Annotated in this window: 14 protein-coding genes and 1 other annotated feature; of the genes, 2 read left to right on the forward strand and 12 right to left on the reverse strand. The window is 36.8% G+C overall.

Annotation, left to right across the window (positions count from 1 at the left end):
* Positions 1-38: 38 nt before the first annotated feature.
* From JZO71_RS11605 to rpsB, 8 genes are all read right to left on the reverse strand, one after another.
* Entirely contained in the window at positions 39-1748 is a 1710-nt protein-coding gene (locus JZO71_RS11605; RefSeq protein ID WP_206899819.1) for a proline--tRNA ligase, read from the reverse strand.
* Positions 1749-1814: 66 nt separating this feature from the next.
* Positions 1815-3083, reverse strand: a complete 1269-nt coding sequence (gene rseP / locus JZO71_RS11610) for an RIP metalloprotease RseP (protein WP_206899821.1) — start codon at positions 3081-3083, stop codon at positions 1815-1817.
* Between the two features lie 347 nt (positions 3084-3430).
* Complete coding sequence (locus tag JZO71_RS11615) at positions 3431-4231, reverse strand: phosphatidate cytidylyltransferase (protein WP_206899823.1); 801 nt, start codon at positions 4229-4231, stop codon at positions 3431-3433.
* Positions 4228-5040 (reverse strand): undecaprenyl pyrophosphate synthase, encoded by an 813-nt coding sequence (gene uppS / locus JZO71_RS11620; protein WP_206899825.1) that lies wholly within the window; start codon positions 5038-5040, stop codon positions 4228-4230. The genes JZO71_RS11615 and uppS overlap by 4 nt, the downstream gene beginning before the upstream one ends.
* Positions 5041-5230: 190 nt before the next feature.
* On the reverse strand, positions 5231-5788 hold the full coding sequence (gene frr / locus JZO71_RS11625) for a ribosome recycling factor (RefSeq protein ID WP_206899827.1): 558 nt from the start codon (positions 5786-5788) through the stop codon (positions 5231-5233).
* Positions 5789-5790: 2 nt separating this feature from the next.
* Positions 5791-6513, reverse strand: coding sequence for a UMP kinase (pyrH, locus tag JZO71_RS11630; protein ID WP_206899828.1), 723 nt, complete (start codon positions 6511-6513; stop codon positions 5791-5793).
* A 139-nt stretch (positions 6514-6652) separates the two neighbouring features.
* The gene (gene tsf, locus JZO71_RS11635; protein WP_206899830.1) at positions 6653-7534 is read right to left on the reverse strand and encodes a translation elongation factor Ts; all 882 of its coding nucleotides are present in this window, start codon (positions 7532-7534) and stop codon (positions 6653-6655) included.
* 99 nt (positions 7535-7633) lie between these two features.
* Entirely contained in the window at positions 7634-8416 is a 783-nt protein-coding gene (gene rpsB, locus JZO71_RS11640) for a 30S ribosomal protein S2 (RefSeq protein WP_067484207.1), read from the reverse strand.
* A 353-nt stretch (positions 8417-8769) separates the two neighbouring features.
* Here rpsB and JZO71_RS11645 point away from each other — a divergent pair, with 353 nt between their 5' ends.
* Positions 8770-9240: an arginine repressor gene (locus JZO71_RS11645; RefSeq protein ID WP_206899831.1), complete on the forward strand. Its 471-nt coding sequence runs from the start codon at positions 8770-8772 to the stop codon at positions 9238-9240.
* An 86-nt stretch (positions 9241-9326) separates the two neighbouring features.
* Here the strand turns inward: JZO71_RS11645 and argS are convergent, their stop codons facing one another.
* The 4 genes from argS to arcA all read right to left on the reverse strand — a co-directional run bounded on the left by argS (position 9327) and on the right by arcA (position 14869).
* Positions 9327-11018, reverse strand: a complete 1692-nt coding sequence (gene argS, locus JZO71_RS11650) for an arginine--tRNA ligase (RefSeq protein ID WP_206899833.1) — start codon at positions 11016-11018, stop codon at positions 9327-9329.
* Positions 11019-11093: 75 nt separating this feature from the next.
* Positions 11094-11308 (reverse strand) — a binding site (T-box leader).
* A gap of 151 nt (positions 11309-11459) precedes the next feature.
* Positions 11460-12407 carry a carbamate kinase gene (gene arcC, locus JZO71_RS11655; protein WP_206899840.1) on the reverse strand — a complete coding sequence of 316 codons (948 nt, stop codon included), beginning with the start codon at positions 12405-12407 and terminating at the stop codon, positions 11460-11462.
* A 101-nt stretch (positions 12408-12508) separates the two neighbouring features.
* Positions 12509-13528: an ornithine carbamoyltransferase gene (argF, locus tag JZO71_RS11660; RefSeq protein ID WP_067484199.1), complete on the reverse strand. Its 1020-nt coding sequence runs from the start codon at positions 13526-13528 to the stop codon at positions 12509-12511.
* Between the two features lie 111 nt (positions 13529-13639).
* Positions 13640-14869: an arginine deiminase gene (gene arcA, locus JZO71_RS11665; protein ID WP_206899841.1), complete on the reverse strand. Its 1230-nt coding sequence runs from the start codon at positions 14867-14869 to the stop codon at positions 13640-13642.
* A 471-nt stretch (positions 14870-15340) separates the two neighbouring features.
* On the opposite strand from arcA, the gene JZO71_RS11670 reads away from it, so the two are divergent.
* A complete protein-coding gene (locus JZO71_RS11670) occupies positions 15341-16051 on the forward strand; it encodes a Crp/Fnr family transcriptional regulator (RefSeq protein ID WP_206899843.1) in 711 nt (236 codons plus the stop codon).
* Positions 16052-16072 lie beyond the last annotated feature (21 nt).

The raw sequence follows: 16072 nt of genomic DNA on the forward strand, positions 1-16072 counted from the left end.
AAAGACTTCGTCTCTCTCGAATTTCGAGTTTTTTTGAATTATTCGCCTTGGTTCAAAAGAATTGGTAAAGTATTCGCAAGTTCTTCTTTACGTACTTCTACCATTTCACCAGTCTTCTTGATTTTCACTTCGACGATTCCATCAACGGCTTTTTTACCAACAGTAATCCGAATTGGGCACCCAATCAAATCTGAATCCGCAAACTTAACTCCCGCACGTTCGTTACGGTCATCCACTAATACTTCGTAGCCTGCTTCCATCATTGTTTGCTCAACTTCATTTGTCAAGTTTGTTTGATAGTCGTCTTTTAAGTTCATTTGAACAACATGTAGATCATAAGGAGCAATTCCTTTAGGCCAATTGATACCATTTTCATCTGCATTTTGTTCAACGATTGCTGAAAGTAAACGACTCACACCAATACCATAACAACCCATAATCACGAATTTTTCGCGACCATTTTCATCTAACACCGTTGCACCCATTGATTCACTATAACGAGTACCTAGTTTGAAAATGTGTCCAATTTCAATTCCTCTTGTGAAAGCAAGAACACCATTATTATCTGGTGAAGGATCGCCCTCTTGGACGAAACGTAAATCTTCATAAGAAAGAACAGAAAAGTCACGTTCTGGATTTACATTGATGTAATGGAAGCCGGTTTCATTTGCCCCAGCAATCGCATTTGCCAAGTCTTGAACGTGACGGTCTGCATAAACTTTTACTTCATCTGCTAAGTTCACTGGACCAACAGAACCAAAATCAGCTCCAAGATATTTTTGCGCATCTTCTTCTGATGCTTCTTCTAAGAAGTCAGCACCTAAGAAGTTTTTCAATTTGACATCATTGACTTCATGATCACCACGAATCAATACCAATACAGGCTCTTCATCTGCAATGAATAAAACAGATTTGATGATTTTTTGTGATTCTACATCAAAGAAACCAGCAACCTCTTCAATTGTTTTAACATCAGGTGTTGCCACTTTTTCTAATTCCAGTTGTGTTTCATGTGATTTTTTAGACACATAGTAGCTGGTCGCCATTTCTAAATTAGCTGCATAGTCACTTTCTGTTGAATAACAAATCGTGTCTTCTCCGATTTCAGAGATTGCCATAAATTCTTTAGAATCTTTTCCTCCCATGGCACCACCATCTCCGATAATTGCGCGGAAGTCTAAACCACAACGCTTGAAAATCTCAGCATAAGCTTTTTCATAATCTTTATAGGTTTCATCTAAACTTTCTTCTGAAGCATGGAAAGAATACGCATCTTTCATAATAAATTCACGACCACGTAACAACCCGAAACGAGGACGTTTTTCATCGCGATATTTTGATTGAATTTGATACAAGTTTAATGGTAATTTTTTGTACGAATTGATTTCATTACGAATCAATTCTGTAAATGTTTCTTCATGAGTTGGTCCCAAAATCATTTTGCGATCGTTGCGGTCATTTAAACGGTACAAGTTTGGACCATATGTGTCATAACGACCAGATTCTTGCCAAAGTTCTGCCGGAAGAATTGCAGGCATCAACATTTCAACAGCACCAATTTTTTCAAATTCTTCCCGCATGATTGTTTTTAATTTTTCCAACACACGGTTTGCCAATGGCAAGTAAGAATAAATACCAGCAGATACTTGACGAATATAGCCAGCTCGTAACAGCATTTGATGACTTAATACTTCGGCATCATTTGGTACTTCCCTCAGTGTTGGGATCAACATCTTTGATTGTCTCATTTTATATACTCCTTTAATCCTCAAAATAGTTATCGCTTGTTATTATACCCTATTTGTCAACTCTAGTTAAAAAAAGAATCGTTGAATATCATTCCATGTTACTAAAACCATCAATAGCATCAAGAAACCGAACCCAATCAAAGTTAAGACGCCTTCTTTTTCTTGACTTAATGGTTTACCACGTACACCTTCAATGACATTTAAGACCAATTTACCGCCATCTAATGCTGGGATTGGTAATAAATTCACGATTCCTAAGTTCATTGAAAGCATCGCCATTAACCCAATAACAGTCATCATTCCTTGACTCGCTGCTTCAGAGGACAATTGGAACATCATCACTGGACCACCTAATTTATTCAAACTAAATCCTGTGAATAGTGATCCTAGCGCTTTGAAGATTTCTAATGAGCTACTGAAAGCTTGTCTCGTTCCACCAACGATTTTATCAACAAAACTGGTTTTCATCGGAGCTTGTATACCAAGCTGCCCCACTTCTTGCCCATTTGATTCTACTGCTTTTGGTGTTACTTCGATTGCTTGAACTTTTCCATCACGTTGCACTTCAAAATTCAATTTTTTCCCAGGATTTGCAGTAATCTGACTTGTTAAATCAGTCCATGATGCAATTTTTTTATCATTAATACTTAAGATATGATCATTTTCTTTTAAGCCAGCCACTTCAGCAGCGCCATCAGGAAGTACCGTGCCAATTTGATTCGTATTTGTTACCTGGACGCCCCCTTGCATGAATGCAAGCACAATGAACAAAAGAATCGCTAAAATGAAATTATTCATTGGCCCAGCAAAGTTAGTTAACATGCGTTGCCATAATTTTGCCGATTGAAATTGAACATCTTTTGGCGCAATCCGAATTTCTGTTCCATCCGTCTCAATAATTGTAGCATCGTGATCTACCGAGTAGGTCACAGCTTCAGTATCATCACCATTAACAAAGGCCGTAATCGTCAGCTCGTCCTCTAGGTCGTAACGAACAAGTTCTACTGGGATTCCATTCGTTAATTGAACTTTTTTACTTAAATTGATTTTCTCTACGACACCATCAGAATTGAGTGAAAGTGACAGCGGCATCCCTGGAGCCATCTCTGTCTCATCATCGCCATTACCTGCCATTCTTACATAACCACCAATCGGTAATAACCGAAGTGTATATGTCGTTCCATCTTTTGCTTGATGTCCATAAATTTTTGGACCCATACCAATTGCAAATTCTCGGACTAGGATTCCTGATCGTTTCGCAAAGAAGAAATGACCAAATTCGTGGACAATAACCAAAATACCAAAAACGATGACAAAAGTTAGAATCGTTTTCATAGTTTACTTCTCCTTTACTTTTTTCTAGCATTATTCTAGTTTTTGTGAAGATAAACAACATAATTTTACCACAGTCTGACACAGACACCAATAGCTACCTTTAGAAAACAAAAAAGAGCAGCGACAATATTCACTACTCTTTTCATAGGATCAAAAAATTTTTTTGACAGATTTAAAAATGATTTTGGCTTACTACTTTCTAATTAGCACTGATTACTTGAAGCCACAACTCTATCTACAGTGTTCAAGAAGTAACTTCTTCAAAATAAATCTGTATTTCTCAAAATTTGGGAAATAATTTCTAGCAATTTATTTTTATTAGAGCTAAACACTTCTTTTGCATCCTTTTAAATCACACCAAACAATTGCATGATTGGGAAAACAAATAGCAAACTGTCAAAACGATCTAAGATTCCACCATGACCCGGTAAGATATTTCCAGAATCTTTTACATCATAGTGACGCTTGATTGCTGACTCAACTAAATCCCCAAACTGACCAACTACTGAGAAGACAATGGTTAATAACAACATAACTAGTGTTCCATGATTGAAGTATTCTTTTCCAGGGAATAACAAGAGATAGATCAATGCCACAACAATTGCACTTGCGATACCTCCCAAAGCTCCTTCGATTGTTTTATTTGGTGAAATTGCTGGAATCAGTTTGTGCTGACCAAAGCGACGACCAAACATATAAGCACCGATGTCCGTTGCCCAAACAATAAACAAGCCAAATAGCAACACAACTAAACTTTCAGTTCGCGCATTCACGAAATTCTGGAACCCCATACCAACGTATAAACTTACGACAACAGGAAATCCAGCTTCATCAATGGTATACGTATTTTTTGATACCACACTTGTTCCCAATAAAATCATTACAACAAAATAAAAAAGCATAAATGTACTCGTATTTTCTGGTAAAAAGAAAAACCACCGTTCTTTTGGTAACACTAGAAAAACCGCACCTATAGCAGATAAGATTCCTTCAAAGCTTAATAACGTTAATCCTTTCATCCTAAACAGTTCGTAGACACCTACCACTGCTAGCAACGCTCCTAACAATTCAACAGCCATTCCACCAATCCAAATGATTGGAATGAATAAAATTAAAGCGACGACAGCTGTGATCACTCGTTGTTTCATGATTGATCCTCCTCATTTTTATCCAATTTTTTTACGCCACCAAAACGACGGTCACGATTTTGATAAGAAGCAATTGCTTCCTCTAAATGATTGCCATCAAAATCTGGCCATAATGCTTTTGTAAAATAAAGTTCACTATAAGCAATTTGCCATAACAAGAAATTACTGATTCTTTCTTCTCCACTAGTCCGAATGACTAGTTCAGGATCACGAAGTTCCTTTGGTAAGAAACCTGTCATCAAATGATTCGCAATTATTTCTTCGTCAATTGCTTCAACAGCTAATTCTTGATTACTGATTTCAGTCGCAATCTCTTTCACTGCCGTCACTATTTCTGCTCGACTCCCGTAATTCAATGCGAAATTCAACACCATTCCAGTGTTTTCTTTGGTCTGATCGATTGCACGACGCACAGCATCTTGTGTGTGACTTGGCAATACGTTTTCGTAACCCATCACGTGGACTTTTACATTTTCCTTGATAAGTTCTGGCACAAACGTATCAAAAAAATCAACAGGCAATTGCATCAAAAAATTGACTTCATCTGTTGGTCGCTTCCAATTTTCAGTCGAAAATGCATAAAGAGTCAATACTTTCACACCCAGATTTGATGCTACCTTCGTTACTTTTTTTACAGTTTCCATGCCTTCTTTGTGTCCTGCAACTCGAGGTAATCGGCGATTTTGTGCCCAACGACCATTTCCATCCATGATGATGGCAATGTGTTGAGGAATCTTTCCCTCAGAGTTAAATTGAAACTCACTTTTTTCTTGAATATATTTGTTTTTTTGCGGAAAAAAACGTAACATTCTTTTCCCTCCTATGCTTAAAATTCCCACTATCCTACACATTATAGCAATATCTCTTTCTATTTCCTATGAAATCTTGGCTTTTTCCAAAAAATTTGTTTGTTTTTTTGAAAATTTTTAAGTTTCCATCAAAAAAGGAGTAGCAAAACCAAGATTGATTTTGCTACTCCTTATGAAAAAACTTGGAAGACTAAACTTCTAATAATTCTTTTTCTTTTTCGCCAGCAATTTTATCTAGTTCTTTAATGCTGTCATCAGTCAACGCTTGAACATCTTTTTCTAGTCCGCGCAAGTCATCTTCCGTAATGTCACCATTTTTTTGTTGTTTTTTGTAGGCATCCATTGCATCACGACGAATATTACGAATAGCGATTTTTGCATTTTCTGCTTCTTTTTTAACATCTTTCGCTAATTCTTTACGACGTTCTTCCGTTAATTGTGGGATAACTAAACGAATAACATTTCCATCATTCGTTGGGCTGATACCAATGTCACTTGCCATGATTGCCTTCTCTACATCTTGAAGAATACTTTTATCAAAAGGCGTGATCATCAATACACGAGCTTCTGGAATTTGGATTGATGCCATTTGGTTCAAAGGTGTTGGTGCACCGTAGTAATTAACTGTGATTCGGTCTAATAAACTTGCATTCGCACGCCCAGCACGGATTTGTCCAAGTTCACGTTGTAAACTTTGTGCTGCTTTTTCCATTTTCTCTTTTGCTTCTGCCATAATTGCATCTGCCATTTTTATTTCCCCCTTACAGTAGTTCCAATATTTTCGCCTAAAATTGCACGGCGGATATTTCCATGTTCATTTAGATTGAAGACAACTAATGGGATATCATTATCCATACTTAATGAGCTTGCTGTTGAATCCATTACTTGCAATCCCTTAGCAATCACTTCCAAGTGAGTTAGTTCTTCAAACTTAACTGCATTTGCATCAACTTTCGGATCTGCAGAATAAACACCATCTACATTGTTTTTAGCCATTAAAATAACATCAGCGCCAATTTCAGCTGCACGCAATGCTGCCGTTGTATCCGTTGAGAAGTAAGGGTTACCTGTACCTCCAGCAAAAATAACAATGCGACCTTTTTCCAAATGACGTTCTGCTTTACGACGAATATATGGTTCTGCGATTTGACGCATTTCGATCGAAGTTTGTACACGTGTCGGTACACCAACGTTTTCTAATGTATCTTGTAAGGCTAAAGCGTTCATAACAGTCGCTAACATGCCCATGTAATCAGCTTGTGCACGTTCCATACCCATTTGAGCACCCGTTTGTCCGCGCCAGATGTTTCCGCCTCCTACAACGATTGCCATTTCAACGCCTAACTCGTGGACTTCTTTGATTTCTTGAATAATTTCTTTAATGACTGGAGGTTTAATTCCAAATCCTTCATCTCCAGCTAAAGCTTCACCACTTAATTTTAAGACTACACGTTGATATTTTGGTGTGACCATGTTCATTCCTCCAATGTTTTCTATTGCCATTTTACCATAATTAGTTGATTTAGCCATTAAATGCTTGCATTTTTTGGCATTTGCCTAAAAAAAGGGAGCGCACAATAGTGTGCGTTCCCATCTGTTTCATTCAACAGAATTATTTTTTCACTTGGCTCATAACTTCTTCTACAAAGTTATCTTCACGTTTTTCGATTCCTTCGCCAACTTCAAAGCGAACAAATGATTTAACAGTTGCGCCTTTAGAAGCTACGAATTTTTCAACAGTCATATCAGGATCTTTAACGAAAGGTTGGTCAACCAAAGCGATTTCTGCTTTGAATTTCTTCAAGCGACCTTCCACCATTTTGTCAACGATGTTAGCAGGTTTCCCTTCGTTTAATGCTTGTTCAGTTAGAACAGTTCTTTCATGTTCTAATTCTTCAGCAGGGATTTGTGATTCATTTACATAACGAGGGTTGATAGCAGCAACGTGCATAGCAACGTCACGAGCAACTGAATCGTCAGTTGTACCATCTACAACTGTCAATACAGCAATACGTCCGCCCATGTGTAAGTAGCCACCAAATGCAGCGTTATCTTCTTTTTCAACTACTTCAAAACGACGGAAGCTGATTTTTTCACCGATAACTTGTGTTGCTTCGATTAATTCAGATTCGATTGTACCTTTTTCAGTTTTGATTTGCATTGCAGCTTCCATGTCAGCTGGTTTGTTTTCAGCAACCAATTCTGCAATTTCTTTTACTAAATCTTGGAACATTTCGTTTTTAGAAACGAAGTCAGTTTCTGAGTTAACTTCAACGATTGCTGCAGTGTTACCTTTAACAGCAACTGCTGCTAAACCTTCAGCTGCAATACGATCATTTTTCTTAGCTGCTTTAGCCATTCCTTTTTCACGTAAAAGATCAACTGCTTTTTCAATGTCGCCTTCTACTTCTACTAATGCTTTTTTCGCATCCATCATACCTACGCCAGTCATGTCGCGTAGTTCTTTTACCATTTTAGCTGTAACGTCTGCCATTTTATAGTCCTCCTAGTAGTGTTTTTCTTTAAAAAAAGCTGTTTCAAAGGAGAGTGAGGCTTGTCGCCTAGCCTTTGAAACAGCTCCATCATTCAAAAATTATTCTGCTGAAGAGTTGTCGCCTTCAACAACATCAACGATTTCTTCGATTGATGTTGCATTGTTTTCTGCTACAAAATCTTCTTCAACCACTTGGTCTTCACCTTGGTTTCCTTCGATAAATGCATCAGCCATTTTTGAAGTGATCAATTTAACGGCACGAATTGCATCGTCATTTGAAGGGATTACTACGTCGATTTCATCTGGATCGCAGTTTGTATCAACCATAGCTACGATTGGGATATTTAATTTATGAGCTTCTTGAACAGCAATACGTTCTTTACGAGGATCAACGATGTACATTACATCTGGGATTCTTGGCATATCAGCGATACCACCTAAGAATTTTTCAAGACGTTCGCGTTCTTTATTCAAACCAGCAACTTCTTTTTTAGGTAGAACTTCAAAAGTTCCATCAGCTTCCATTGCATTGATTTGTTTCAAACGGCTAATACGTTTTTGGATTGTATCCCAGTTAGTCAATGTTCCACCTAACCAACGGTGGTTTACAAAGTATTGACCTGCACGAGTTGCTTCTTCTTTGATTGCTTCTTGTGCTTGTTTTTTAGTACCTACGAATAATGCTACGCCACCTTCTTCAGCAACGTTTTTCATGTAATCATAAGCTGCATCTACCAATTTAACTGTTTTTTGTAAGTCAATGATGTAGATACCGTTTCTTTCTGTGAAGATATATTTCTTCATTTTTGGGTTCCAGCGACGTGTTTGGTGACCAAAGTGTACGCCGGCTTCTAGTAATTGTTTCATAGAAATTACTGCCATTTTATGTTTCCTCCAATTAGGTTTTTTATTTTCCTCTTCTTGTCTTCAAACTTGCCAGCAAACTTTTACAAGCACCTACTGACAATCCAACAAAAATGTGGATTTATTGATGCAAAAAGCATCCTTAGTTATTATACAGATAAAGTTTATCCATAGCAATAAGAAAAAGAGTTTTCTGCTCAACATTCATTAGTTTAACGGAATCGTTTGATTTTTTCAAGTAAAATTCTTATTTTCACTTGAATTTTCTACTATAATTTCTTCTTTAACTCTTTCGATTTAAAAAAAGCGGGTGGGCAATCCTACCTTTTTTTGTTATGATACGAATGAAATCTTTTGTAAAGGAGAAAACGATGCGAAAAGCCGACCGACATTTATTGATTAAACAAATTATTGAAGAGTTTCCCATTCGGACACAAGAAGATTTATTAACGAGATTAGGTGACTATCAGGTAACTGCAACGCAAGCAACGATTTCTCGCGATATTCGCGATTTGAAAATCGTCAAGGCACCTGATGCTGATGGTCTTTCCCGTTTTGTTTTATTTCATGGTGAAGACGATGACGAAACAAAAAATGAAGAAGAACAACGTTTAATTCGTATGATTGAAGAAATCGTACTAAAAGTCGAACGTGTCCACTTTTTGACAATCATCGGTACCTTACCAGACAATGCGCATTTATTTGCTTCCATTTTAGATGATATCAAGCCACCACACATGCTTAGCACCATTGCTGGATTTGATACAGTCATCGTACTTTCTGAATCAGAAGAAGACGCAAAGAAAATCGAATTCTATTTTAAAAAACATTTATTACATTGATAATCAAAAAAGCAACAGACTTCAAACTTTACATTTGAGTCTGTTGCTTTTTATTTTTGTTTTCGATTCTAAGAAATATGTTTCAATTACATTTTATCTGGTGCATGTAAGCCAAGTAAACGTAAATCTTCTTTCAATAGAACAGCTACTGCATAAACTAGTGCTAGACGAGATTCTTTTTGACCATCATCAGCCAAAATCTTTGTATGCGCATAGTACTTGTTAAATGCTTGAGCTAATTTGATTGCATGTTTTGCAATAATTGAAGGTTCATATTTTTCACCAGCAGATAAAACAGTTTCTGGATATTTTTGAACCAACTTGATTACTTCCCAGCTACTTTCATCATTTAATGAATAATGTGTATCAGCTGATGGAACAAAGTTTGCTTTTTCGAGCAAGCTCATTGCACGAGCATGTGTGTATTGAACGTAAGGTCCTGTTTCACCTTCGAAACGTACAACCTCTTCTAAGTTGAAGTCAAATGTATTCAAACGATCATTTTTCAAATCATGGAAAATTACTGCACCAACCCCAACTTGTTTGGCAACAATGTCTTTGTTTTCCAAGTCTGGATTTTTTTCACTGATTTGTTCTTTTGCAGAATCGATTGCTTCATTCAAGACTTCTTCAAGTAAGACAATTTTGCCTTTACGTGTGGATAATTTTTTGCCACCTTGGGTAATCAATCCAAATGGAATGTGATGCATTTCATCTGACCAATCAAAACCAAGTTCTTTCAAGACAGCTTTTAATTGTTTGAAGTGGTAGCTTTGTTCATTCCCAACAACGTATAGAGATTGTGCAAAATCATACGTACGTTTGCGGTAAAGTGCCGCAGCCAAATCACGAGTGATATAAAGTGTTGCACCATCTGATTTTTTGATTAAGGCAGGATTTAAATCATAAGCAGTTAAATCAACGATTTCTGCACCCTTGTCTTCTTTTAATAAATGTTTTTCTTCTAAAAGCTCTACGACTTCATCCATTTTGTCGTTATAGAATGCTTCACCATTCAATGAATCAAAACGAACTTCTAGCAAATCATAGATTTTATTGAATTCTTTCATTGATTCATCGCGGAACCATTGCCATAATTCAATAGCTTCTGCGTCGCCTTCTTCTAAACGTTTGAACCATGAACGTGCTTCATCATTTAATTCTGGCTCAGTTTCAGCTACTTCATGGAATTTCACGTAAAGACGCAATAATTCATTGATTGGCTCAGCTTTAACTGCTTCTTCTGCACCCCACTTTTTATAGGCAACGATCAATTTACCAAATTGAGTTCCCCAGTCACCTAAGTGATTGATCCGAATGGGTTGATACCCAATTTTTTCTAAAATAAACCCAATTGAGTTTCCAATAACTGTTGAACGTAGATGTCCCATTGAGATTGGTTTGGCAATATTTGGTGAGGACATATCGATTGGTACTGTACCTTGATTGCCAATTGTGCTATCGCCATAATGTACTTGTTGTTCCACTACTGCTTCAAGTACAGCTTGACTGATTGCTTCTTTGTTCATAAAGAAGTTTAAATAAGGTCCAACAACTTCAATTTTTTCAAAGTTTTCTGGTGCAATTTTTTCAGCTAAATCTGCTGCAATCTGCTGTGGTGCTTTGCGATAGATTTTTGCTAATGAAAAAGCTGGAAAAGCGACATCCCCATGATCAGCTGATTTTGGATTTTCTAATAATTGTTGTACTTGTTCAAGTGTCAAGTCGTCTTTCACTACATCATAAACGGCTTTTGCGACTAAGTCTTTGTTATTCATCTAAGTTCCTCCTAAATTTCCCATGATTGTTGAAGACAATAAAAAAAGTCTCTAGCAATCACAATTACTGTGTTTGCTAGAGACGAGATTACCCGCGGTACCACTCCAGTTGTCTTATCCATTAAGACCTACTCAATCTGCTATCGGTAGATGACCGTCCGCTTTGATTAACACAAAGACGGAAATTCTCCAAGTGCGCTTCGTTGTGTTTTCTTCATTCGGCTCCCACCAATCACCCGAACTCGCTCAGCAAGAATCAGCACAAGTACTCTCTTGTTCAACAAATCATAAAAGTATTAAACTGCTTTGAATTATAGCAGAAAAAAACATTTCTGGCTAGCTCCTTTATAAAAAAACTGCCCAGATGGTCTAAAGGAGAAGAAACTCCACCTGGGCAAGAATAGCTATAAATCATTTCGTTTACACGAAAGACTTAACAAATTAATCAGCAACAACAATCGTTCCTTCTTCAGATGCCAATAAGTTTTCAATGTTTTCTAAAGAAGTGATGATTGCTTTTGCTTTTGGTCGAGCTTCTACAAATTGAATAGCTGCTTCAACTTTTGGCAGCATGCTACCAGGAGCAAATTGGTCTTCACTGATATATTGTTTCATTTCTGAAATAGTCACAGTTTCCAATTTCTTTTGATCAGGTTTTTGATAGTTGACATAAACATTATCCACGCCAGTTAAAACAATCAATAAATCAGCATCAATGATTTCTGCCAATTTTTCTGAAGCAAAGTCTTTATCAATTACTGCTTCACGGCCTTCTAAGCCTGTTGCTGTTTCAACTACTGGAATACCACCACCACCAACAGAAACAGTAACTACACCTTGATCAACCAACGCTTCAATTACACGTGCTTCTTTGATTGAAATTGGTTTTGGTGAAGCAACTACTTTACGCCAGCCACGACCAGCATCCTCTTTAAACGTCACATTTGAATCTGCTTTCATTTGTGCAGTAGCTTCTTCTTCTGAATAGAACGGACCAATTGGTTTTGTTGGATTTTTGAAAGAAGGATCGTTTTCATCTACAATAACTTGTGTGACTAATGAAACGACATCTTTGTCAATACCTTTTTGTTTCAACACTTCACCCATTGCATTTTGTAACCAATAGCCAATAGAACCTTCAGTCATTGCAACACAAGTATCTAATGGCATTGCTGGTGTTTTCTCTGAATCAGCTGCTTGTTGTTGAATCAATAAATTACCAACTTGTGGTCCATTTCCATGAGAAATGATCAACTCGTCGCCTTGTTCAATAAATTTTACTAAGTATTTTGCCGTTTCCATCAATGCTTCTTGCTGTGCTTTTGCACTTGCATCTGTTGATAAAATTGCGTTACCGCCTAAAGCGACAACAACTTTTCGATTTGCCATATTATTCGCCCTTTCTTCAGACAATGTTAATCAATGACAAAACGAGGCAGCAAGCACTCGCGTCCTCTGCCTCGTTTTGTACATGAGATGAATGTGGTTTATTAAACGCGAGGGATAAATAAGTTGCCTAATGTTGCAGCCATAATTGCTTTGATTGAGTGCATACGGTTTTCAGCTTGTTCAAATTGACGTGCATATTTACTGCGGAAGACTTCATCCGTTACTTCCATTTCAGTAATACCGAAGCGTTCTTTCATTTGTTCACCGTAAACAGTGTTTGTGTCATGGAATGCTGGTAAGCAATGCAAGAAAATCAAGCGATCTGTGTTATGTGTTTTTTCAACCATTTCCATGTTGATTTGGTAAGGTTTCAACAATTTGATACGTTCTTCAAATTTGTCTTCTTCACCCATTGATACCCATACATCTGAATAAAGTACGTCAACGCCGTCAACACCTTTATCAACATCGTCAGTAATCATTAGTTTTGCACCTGATTTAGCTGCAAAGCCTTCTGCTAATTTCACGATTTCTTCTTCTGGTTGTAATTCTTTTGGTGCAACGATACGCATGTTTGTTCCTAAAATAGCACCAGTAACTAATAATGAGTTCGCCATGTTGTTACGGCCATCACCACAGTAAGCAACAGTGATTCCTTCAACTTTTCCAAAGTTTTCTTGGATTGTTAAGAAGTCGGCGATCATTTGAGTTGGATGCCATTCGTCAGTTAAACCATTCCAAACTGGAACGCCTGAGAATTCAGCAAGTTCTTCAACCATTTTTTGACTGAAGCCACGGAATTCAATTCCGTCAAACATACTACCCAATACTTTAGCTGTATCTTCTGTTGATTCTTTTTTACCTAATTGGATATCATTTGCGCCTAAGTATTCTGGATGAGCACCTAAGTCAACAGCGGCAGTTGTAAATGCTGCACGTGTACGTGTAGAAGTTTTTTCAAATAATAAAGCAATGTTTTTACCTTCTAAGTAATGATGTGGAATGCCACGTTTTTTCAAATCTTTTAAATGTTGAGAGAAATCAATCAAATATTGTAACTCTTCTTTCGTAAAATCTTTTTCTGCTAATAAGCTTCTTCCTTGAAATACTGATTCTTTCATAATAAAACATTCTCCTTTAGTTTGTTTTTATAATTTAAGACGGAATTTCATTGATTTAAGAGGAAATCCCAGCGACAGCTGACAGTAGGACCATCGCTGGAATACTCAAACTTATTTCAAGTCTTCACGTACAAGTGGTTGGCTCATGCAACGTGGACCACCACGACCACGAGACAATTCACTTGAATTGATTTCCAACACTTTGATACCGTAGCTTCTTAGTAATTCATTTGACACATAGTTACGGTTATAAGTGACAACCACACCTGGTGCAATAGCTAAAGTATTTGAGCCATCATTCCATTGTTCACGTGGTGCAACGATTGCATCCCCATTACCAGTTGGAATCAAGACTAAATCATCTAATCCTAAAGCATCTTTCAATGTTGCATGTAGATCATCTGAATGCGTGATCTTGATGTCATCACCATCTGGAACAATTGTATAGACATCGATTTTTCCGTTTTTGCTTTGAATTGCTGGATGGATCGTAAATTTATCATAGTCAACCATAGTAAATACTGTATCCAAGTGCATCATAGCACGATTATTAGGAATCTTGATTGCTAAAACTTTTTCAAATCCTGAGTTTTTAGCGAACAAACGACGTGCCATTGTTTCTAAAGCTTTTGCATTGGTTCTTTGTGAGATCCCTACTGCGACAACTTTGTCACTTAAGACGAGTTCATCTCCACCTTCAATATGTTCAGTAGTATCACGATCTAACCAAACTTCAACGCCTTTATTCGCAAAACGTGGATGATGATTCAAAATATACTCAGTGAACATTGATTCGCGACGACGTGCTTCGAAAGTCATACGGTTGACAGTCATCCCATTTCCGATTGATGCGGAAGGGTCTCTTGTAAAGTATAGGTTTGGCATTGGATCCATGTAGAATGGATATTCATCGTCTGCTGACAAGTCGTACAAGCTGTTTGAACGAACTTCAATGTCCTTTGTACGAACACCTGCCATAATTTTATCTACCATTTCTTGTGTTTCCATTGATAGAAGGAACTCATGAAGACCATCTCTCACAGCATTTGATGCAATGTGCGATTCGTCTAACATTTTGTTTAGGAATTGCTCTTTCACATTACCTGCATCAATTGCTTCTGCAGCGAGTTTTTCTAAATAAAGTGTTTCAACGCCTTCATTTTGTAACGTCTTAGCAAATAAGTCATGTTCCTCTTGAGCAATTGGAAGATATGGAATGTCATCAAATAATAGACGATCCATAATATCTGGTGTTAAGTTTTCAACTTCCTGTCCAGGCCGTTTTAATAAAACGGTTTTTAACTTCCCTATTTCAGAGAAAACGTGAATTGGTTTATCCATGTTGTGTTGCCTCCTTCGTTTTGATTACATGTATAGAATACCGTCATTTTGTAACCCTTTTCATAATTTCTTTGCATTTAAAATGAGAGATCCTTCACGTTAATATTCCGTTATTAAATAATTAAACGTTTTTCTTCATTTTATTAAGTTTTATTCATTCTTTACAGACAAAAACACTCTAAAAAAAATATTTATTCACTAAAAAAATATTTTTGAATATGATAAAAATTATTGAAATAATAGCGTTGTTAGCGTTTACTTATGAAGTGATTTCTTTTTTTATGCAATATACGCCAAACAAATCCACTAATATTCATTTAAGCGGATTATTAATGAATATTTTCTCTTTAATAACAAAAGTTTTTATCTGTCCACTAATTTATCTTTCAATTACCGTTATTTCTTTACCTTTACAAATCAAGTGAAAAACGGGACAATAGTAGTAGTGAGAAATAAGGAGAGAGGTTTGACATGCGAATAACTAAAATTGATTACCATTTTTCTAAGTTAAGATATCAACCAGACTTCATGCATTTTACTGACGAAGAATTTCAATTGATCAAGGAACATACTGTCCTTCGTTCCTATAAAAAAGGACAGATTCTTTTTGATGAAGGCGACGAACGTCAACGCTTCTATATTTTAACGACAGGACTCGTTCGTCTTGAACGTTATGATGAAAGTGCCACTTATTACTACTATGATTATGTCAATGCAAGTACACTATTTCCTATGGCAGGAATCTTTGAAGCGCAATCCTATGCTTATACCGCACAGGCAATGACAGACATAGATACATTTTATTTACCTGTCAGCATTTACGAGAAACTTGCGCGAAACAATTCTGAGCAACTGATTGCACTTATTCATAAAATTTCAAAAGTTGTTGAGATGCATGAATTACGAATTCAAATTGGCTTAACCTCCAGCGCATTTGATCGGGTGAAACAAAATTTATTTATTTTAAAAGAAGAGCTTGGTGTTCCAACGGAAGATGGACACATTTGTATTCCTTATCCAATCACCCTAAAAGAGTTAGCTGTTAATAGCGGAACTACCAGAGAAACTGCTGGACAAGTCATCAAACAATTGCGTGATAGCGGATTACTTGACTATCGAAAAAAACAATTTACCTTTTGTAAAACCGCAGTCACTCCTGCCTTAAGAGACACCAATGAATAAAAAAGAGAAAAAAGTAGCGAA

Source organism: Candidatus Enterococcus courvalinii (assembly GCF_017315945.1).
GTDB classification, from domain to species: Bacteria; Bacillota; Bacilli; order Lactobacillales; family Enterococcaceae; genus Enterococcus_B; species Enterococcus_B courvalinii.

Coding starts and splice junctions, on each gene's coding strand:
- uppS (WP_206899825.1), bottom strand. CDS start 5,040: ATGTTACGTTTTTTTCCGCAAAAAAACAAATATATTCAAGAAAAAAGT.
- JZO71_RS11615 (WP_206899823.1), bottom strand. CDS start 4,231: ATGAAACAACGAGTGATCACAGCTGTCGTCGCTTTAATTTTATTCATT.
- JZO71_RS11605 (WP_206899819.1), bottom strand. CDS start 1,748: ATGAGACAATCAAAGATGTTGATCCCAACACTGAGGGAAGTACCAAAT.
- rpsB (WP_067484207.1), bottom strand. CDS start 8,416: ATGGCAGTAATTTCTATGAAACAATTACTAGAAGCCGGCGTACACTTT.
- pyrH (WP_206899828.1), bottom strand. CDS start 6,513: ATGGTCACACCAAAATATCAACGTGTAGTCTTAAAATTAAGTGGTGAA.
- argF (WP_067484199.1), bottom strand. CDS start 13,528: ATGAAAGAATCAGTATTTCAAGGAAGAAGCTTATTAGCAGAAAAAGAT.
- argS (WP_206899833.1), bottom strand. CDS start 11,018: ATGAATAACAAAGACTTAGTCGCAAAAGCCGTTTATGATGTAGTGAAA.
- JZO71_RS11670 (WP_206899843.1), top strand. CDS start 15,341: ATGCGAATAACTAAAATTGATTACCATTTTTCTAAGTTAAGATATCAA.
- tsf (WP_206899830.1), bottom strand. CDS start 7,534: ATGGCAGACGTTACAGCTAAAATGGTAAAAGAACTACGCGACATGACT.
- frr (WP_206899827.1), bottom strand. CDS start 5,788: ATGGCAGATGCAATTATGGCAGAAGCAAAAGAGAAAATGGAAAAAGCA.
- JZO71_RS11645 (WP_206899831.1), top strand. CDS start 8,770: ATGCGAAAAGCCGACCGACATTTATTGATTAAACAAATTATTGAAGAG.
- arcA (WP_206899841.1), bottom strand. CDS start 14,869: ATGGATAAACCAATTCACGTTTTCTCTGAAATAGGGAAGTTAAAAACC.
- arcC (WP_206899840.1), bottom strand. CDS start 12,407: ATGGCAAATCGAAAAGTTGTTGTCGCTTTAGGCGGTAACGCAATTTTA.
- rseP (WP_206899821.1), bottom strand. CDS start 3,083: ATGAAAACGATTCTAACTTTTGTCATCGTTTTTGGTATTTTGGTTATT.